General features: G+C 50.2%; 3 protein-coding genes and 4 pseudogenes. 4 read left to right on the top strand and 3 right to left on the bottom strand.

The genetic code is table 11. From position 1 onward, the window contains the following. The 4 genes and pseudogenes from QZ506_RS12390 to QZ506_RS12375 form a co-directional block, all read left to right on the top strand. The coding region (locus tag QZ506_RS12390) for an IS1 family transposase (protein WP_291968657.1) at nt 1-110 on the top strand (110 nt) is incomplete at its 5' end. Further along, a complete protein-coding gene (locus QZ506_RS12385) occupies nt 110-346 on the top strand; it encodes an ATP-binding protein (RefSeq protein WP_367273018.1) in 237 nt (78 codons plus the stop codon). The genes QZ506_RS12390 and QZ506_RS12385, both read left to right, overlap by 1 nt. Nucleotides 347-444: 98 nt before the next feature. Then, nucleotides 445-777 (top strand): annotated as a pseudogene (locus tag QZ506_RS12380) (GNAT family N-acetyltransferase); the annotation flags it as partial. Between the two features lie 100 nt (nt 778-877). Beyond that, nucleotides 878-1,868 (top strand): annotated as a pseudogene (locus QZ506_RS12375) (acyltransferase). Here the strand turns inward: QZ506_RS12375 and xylB are convergent. The 3 genes and pseudogenes from xylB to QZ506_RS21625 form a co-directional block, all read right to left on the bottom strand. Then, nucleotides 1,865-3,352: pseudogene (gene xylB / locus QZ506_RS12370) on the bottom strand (xylulokinase). The pseudogenes QZ506_RS12375 and xylB overlap by 4 nt on opposite strands. Before the next feature lie 103 nt (nt 3,353-3,455). Continuing rightward, nucleotides 3,456-4,130 (bottom strand): annotated as a pseudogene (locus tag QZ506_RS12365) (xylose isomerase); the annotation flags it as partial. 161 nt (nt 4,131-4,291) lie between these two features. Then, nucleotides 4,292-4,792 carry an acyltransferase family protein gene (locus tag QZ506_RS21625; protein ID WP_367273017.1) on the bottom strand — a complete coding sequence of 167 codons (501 nt, stop codon included), beginning with the start codon at nt 4,790-4,792 and terminating at the stop codon, nt 4,292-4,294. Nucleotides 4,793-5,286 lie beyond the last annotated feature (494 nt).

The raw sequence follows: 5,286 nt of genomic DNA, 5'->3' as shown, positions 1-5,286 counted from the left end.
TGCGTAACCGATTGCAACGGCTCAATCGCAAGACGCTCGGATATTCAAAATCATCCGAAATGCACGATAGGATCATCGGTACTTACATCGAACGCGAGTACTACGTTTGATGCTACATCAACTCATTGAATACACGACCGAAATAACGGAATACCTATATGGGCAAACCAGTACGATCCTGATCAGCCAGTTGCCGGTGGAGCAATGGTACGGGGTGATGGAAAACACTACGGCGGCCGATGCCTTCCTGGATCGGCTGATCCGCAACGCCCACAGACTGGAGCTTAAGGGAGAATCATTAAGGAAAAATAGCCCGGTAGTGGAAAGCGCAGAAGAAACACGCTAACACGATAAAAAAGTTAGGTCCCCGGATGATCGATACGATGCGAAAACGTGATCGACCTTAGATGCGAATCGATGATCGATCGCATGCGAATACGCACGCTGACGGCACATAATCCGTTGCCACAGTGGTACCTGCTGGTTGAAGACGAGCGGATTGTTGGCTGTGCCGGACTGATTACCAATGATTTTATCAGTCGGATGGAGCTTTACCCGTGGCTGTGTGCGCTTTATGTAGAACCTGACTGTCGTTCTCGTGGTCTCGCTCGCCAATTGATGCGTCATATCGCCGATGAAGCGAAAAAACACGGCTTTTCCCACCTGCATCTGTGTACCGATCTGGTCGGATTCTATGAGCAAGTAGGATTTGTCTATGCCGGAGAGGGCTATCATCCGTGGGGGGAATCATCGCGCGTCTACTCATTAGCGTTGTGATGTCAGTCGATCACCATAACAGCATTTCCAGAATCCCTGCCATTGAGGCATCCCCGTATGGGTGCTACCCTTATGTTGTTAAAAACAAAAGGGTAGCCCCATGTCGGACAAGATAGGCTGGGTCGATAATCTACGCGCCGTCGCCTGCCTGATGGTGGTGTTGATCCATAGCACCACCTATTACATTACGGCTGCAGGTATGCCGGGAGAGCGCCATTGGGATGTGGCAAACTTGCTAAATTCCGCGTGCCGGGTGGGGGTTCCGCTGTTCTTTATGATTTCCGGCTACCTGTTTTTTGGCGAGCGGCGGGCGGAAAAAAACACATGCTGCGTATTGGCTTCTGCCTGCTGTTTTACAGCGCGGTGGCCTTGGCGTATATGGCATTGCTGACACCTATTCATGCAGGCAACGCGCTACGGCTGTTTTGGCAAAAGCCGGTCTTTTATCGTCTGTGGTTTTTCTATGCCATTCTGGTTATCTATCTGCTATCGCCGCTAGTACGGGTTCCCCCGGTATCAGGACGTTATCTTGTCGTAGTCGTATTGATTCTAGCCGTTGTCGCCAATCCCAATACGCCTGAACTGACGATAGGGCATACCCCGTTGTTACCCATCAACGTGTATATTGTGGGCGACACGTTTTACTACCTGCTGTATGCGGTAGTGGGGCGTGCTTTAGGGACGTTAACGCCCACGCGTTGGGTCACGCTGGGCGCAGTGCCGTTGTTTGTTGTCTCCGTGCTGCTGATTGCGATGGGCACCTCACAGCAGACGTTAACAAACGACAACTTTACCCAAACGTTCTACCTCTATGCCAACCCGTTGGTGTTTATTGCGGCAGTATGCCCGATGATCCTGTTCAAAGCTGCAGCACTGAGCGCACCTTTGCCCGGATTTTCGTTTATCTCCCGCCATTCTCTGGCTATTTATGGCTTCCATGCCCTGATTATTCATTTTATTCGTACTCGCGATCTGGCCCTGAAAGGGTGGCCGATACAGGATATCTTTTACGTTTTTTCTGCGCGGTGGTATGCAGCATACTGCTTTCCCTGTTGGTGCAGCGATGCGACATCCGGCGTTGGGTTAGTTAATGGATATCGTTCATCAATGGGCGCAACTGCTGGTAGAGCATACGAAACGTTTCTCGTTGCTGCGCATAGCGGGCGTGCTGTGCGGCATCGGGCTGGTGAATCTGTTCCAGAGGCAGCGGTGGCAACAGGTCGGCCAGAGAGATAGCGGGATTCACGGCGCTTTTTGCCAGCGAGGCCGCCCCCAGAGCGGGGCCGACATCGCCGCCAGTGCGGTACTCCAGCGTCTTTCCGCTGATATCCGCCAGCATTTGACGCCAGTACGCGCTGCGTGCACCACCGCCAATCAACGTGATACTGGAGGGGCGCAGCCCGGTCATGTGCAGCACGTCCATGCCATCGGCAAGCGCGAACCCAACTCCTTCCAACACGGCGCGCGCCAGTTCTGCCCGACCGTGCTGGTGGGTTAATCCCCAAAAAGCGCCTTTTGCCTGCGGATTATTGTGCGGGGTACGCTCGCCTGAAAGGTAGGGGAGGAACCAGACCTGCGGTACGCTGGTGCTGACAGTGGCCTGTGCCACTTCTTCCAGTAATTGCGATACGCTTTCGGCATGGGTCAGTCGAGCTACCCAGTCCAGACACGATGCCGCGCTCAACATCACCGACATCAAATGCCGGGTGCCCGGTAAGGCATGGCAGAAGCTGTGCACCGCATGCTGTGGGTTGCTGAGAAAACCATCGCTGACCGCAAAGTAGACGCCGGATGTTCCCAGTGACAGCATGGCTTGCCCCGCTTGCCCCGCTTGCCCCGCTTGCCACAGGCCTACCCCAACGGCACCCGCTGAGTTATCACCGCCACCGGCGACCACTGGGACGCTATTCATGTTCCAGCGCTGTGCCAGTGCATCAGAAAGGTAACCGGTTATCTGATTGCCTTCAAACAAGTCAGGCATTGCCTCGCGATCGAGCGAACAGGCAGCGAGCAGCGTATCACTCCAGTCCCGTTTACCGACATCCAACCACATCGTACCGGCGGCATCCGACATGTCGCTGGCAAATTCGCCCGTCATACGCCAGCGCAGGTAGTCTTTGGGTAACAGAACCTTATCAATCTGCCGAAGGCATGTGTGCTCATGTTCCTGAACCCATTTCAGTTTAGGAGCCGTGAAGCCCGGCATCATCAGATTACCCGTAATCTGGCGAGAATCAGGCACCTGTTGTTCCAACGTGTGGCATTGTGCGGCACTGCGGCCATCGTTCCACAGCATCGCGGGGCGTAACACCCGATGCTGTTTGTCGAGCAAGGTAGCGCCATGCATTTGCCCTGTCAGGCCGATAGCCTTAACGGCATGTAAATCTTGCTGTGTTGCCAGCGCTTGTACCGTGGCATCGGTTGCTATCCACCACGCCTCGGGAGATTGCTCAGACCAGAGTGGATGGGGGAGGGATACCGTTAACGGTGCGCTTTATGCGGCAATGACGCAGCATTCCTCATTCAACAGAAGGGTCTTTACGCCCGACGTGCCGAGATCGATACCCATATACATAATGTGAGATCCTTGTTTAGACCTGCCGATACCGCTGTAATTCCCACCGCGTTATTCCCACGGATAAGTCGCAACATCCGTGAGAATAGGCGACTTTTAACCCTTACTGATATAGGTAGTTGTTGATCAAATTCTCCAACATTTCCTGATGCCCGCTTTGGTGTTTCGGTGCGAGTTGTTTTGCGTGGACGTATTTTGCCAACTGTTCGAGGGAAAGTTTACCTTACAGGATTTGCTGCCCAAGTTCGCCGTTCCAGCCCGCATAGCGTTTAGCAACCCATTGGTTCAACTTGTCATCTTCCAGCATCCGGGCTGCGACTTTTAGCGACAACGCCAGCGTATCCATGGCACCTATATGGGCATGGAACAGACCGTAGCGATCGGTGCTTTGGCGACGCACTTTGGCGTCAAAATTCAGTCCACCGGTTGTGAAGCCACCCGCTTTGAGGATCTCATACATGATTAAGGCATTCTCTTCCACACTGTTCGGAAACCGATCAGTATCCCAGCCCAACTGCGGGTCGCCACGGTTGGCATCAACCGAACCAAAAATCCCCAGCGCGATGGCAGTGGCGATTTCATGGTGGAACGTGTGTCCTGCCAGCGTAGCGTGGTTTGCTTCAATATTAACCTTGATCTCTTTTTCTAAACCGAACTGTTTCAGGAAACCATAAACGGTTGCCACATCGTAATCGTACTGATGCTTGGTCGGCTCCTGCGGTTTCGGTTCGATAAGCAGCGTGCCCTGAAAACCGATTTTATGCTTATGCCCTACCAGGCTTTGTTGAATAAATAGATTTTATGCTGGCAGTCCAGTGAAACGACGGATCCTCGCAACGCAAAATCATGCAGTTAGGCCTCATAAGAAAACTGTACACCTGAGGTGACAAGCATTTTCTACCAAAACTGGCTTGGCAAAACAGCATGACTCACTATTATTCAACAAAGCCTAATAACTGCTGTTTTTTTGTGGGTTAAATGTTTCATTAACAAATATAAGAAAGGTATAGTGATATAAAGTCTGAACTCCCAGACCAACGTCCAGAACACCCCGGAGTTAGTTATGTTGATTGGGAAACCATTAACCAAAATACCCTGGTATTCAGAAATGAATGGAAGGGCATTTATAAACCACATGAAAGGGGTAATAACATCCCCACCACTCATTACAAATGTCGCTAGATATATAATCAGTAATGAGGCTAAAACTGGTGGGTATATTCTCAGTATCCGAGATATAAAAAAATCTTTGGTACTAAAATTCTGGTATTTGAGAGCTTTTTTAAAGAATAGAAAACCTGACAATATGAAGAAAACACCAACCGGAATCTCACCGATAAGTAACATAGCACTCTTCAATGTATGGCTATCAAGATAATCAATCGACCAGTATGTATCGGGCTCATTTCCCGCTCTCCAGTATGTGTGAAAAATAGCCACCAGAGCAGCACAAACACCTCTCAGTCCGTCCAGCGATTGATACTTATAACTTATTTCTTTTACCCCGATTACATTACAAGTAATGGGGCTTTATTGAATAATAGGTAATCATGCTGTTTTTCCATGCCAGTTTTGGTTGAAAATGCTTGTCATCTCAGGTGTACACTTTTCTCATGAGGCCTAACTGCATGATTTTGCGTTGCGAGGATCCGTCGTTTCACTGGGCTGCCAGCATAAAATCTATTTATTCAACAAAGCCATTCCTGCTATCCATCCTCCGGCTCTCTGTGTTGTTTTTATAGTGTTATAATAACTCTTCATATGTTAACGGTCAAGTATTTTAGGGTTATAGGGGCTTTGTTGAATAAATAGAACTTTTGGGTAATCATCGGAGCAGATCACCACAGTTGTTTCAAAATCAGGTCTCCATGGCAAAACAAAATTTTAAAATCACCAACTGGCCCTCTTATAACAAGGCACTCAAGCAGCGCGGT

This window comes from Candidatus Symbiopectobacterium sp. (assembly GCF_020054415.1).
Lineage (GTDB): Bacteria > Pseudomonadota > Gammaproteobacteria > Enterobacterales > Enterobacteriaceae > Symbiopectobacterium.
The sequence above is the reverse complement of the archived record's forward strand: the minus strand, read 5'-3'. Positions and strand labels throughout refer to the sequence as shown.

Coding starts and splice junctions, on each gene's coding strand:
- QZ506_RS12385 (WP_367273018.1), top strand. CDS start 110: ATGCTACATCAACTCATTGAATACACGACCGAAATAACGGAATACCTA.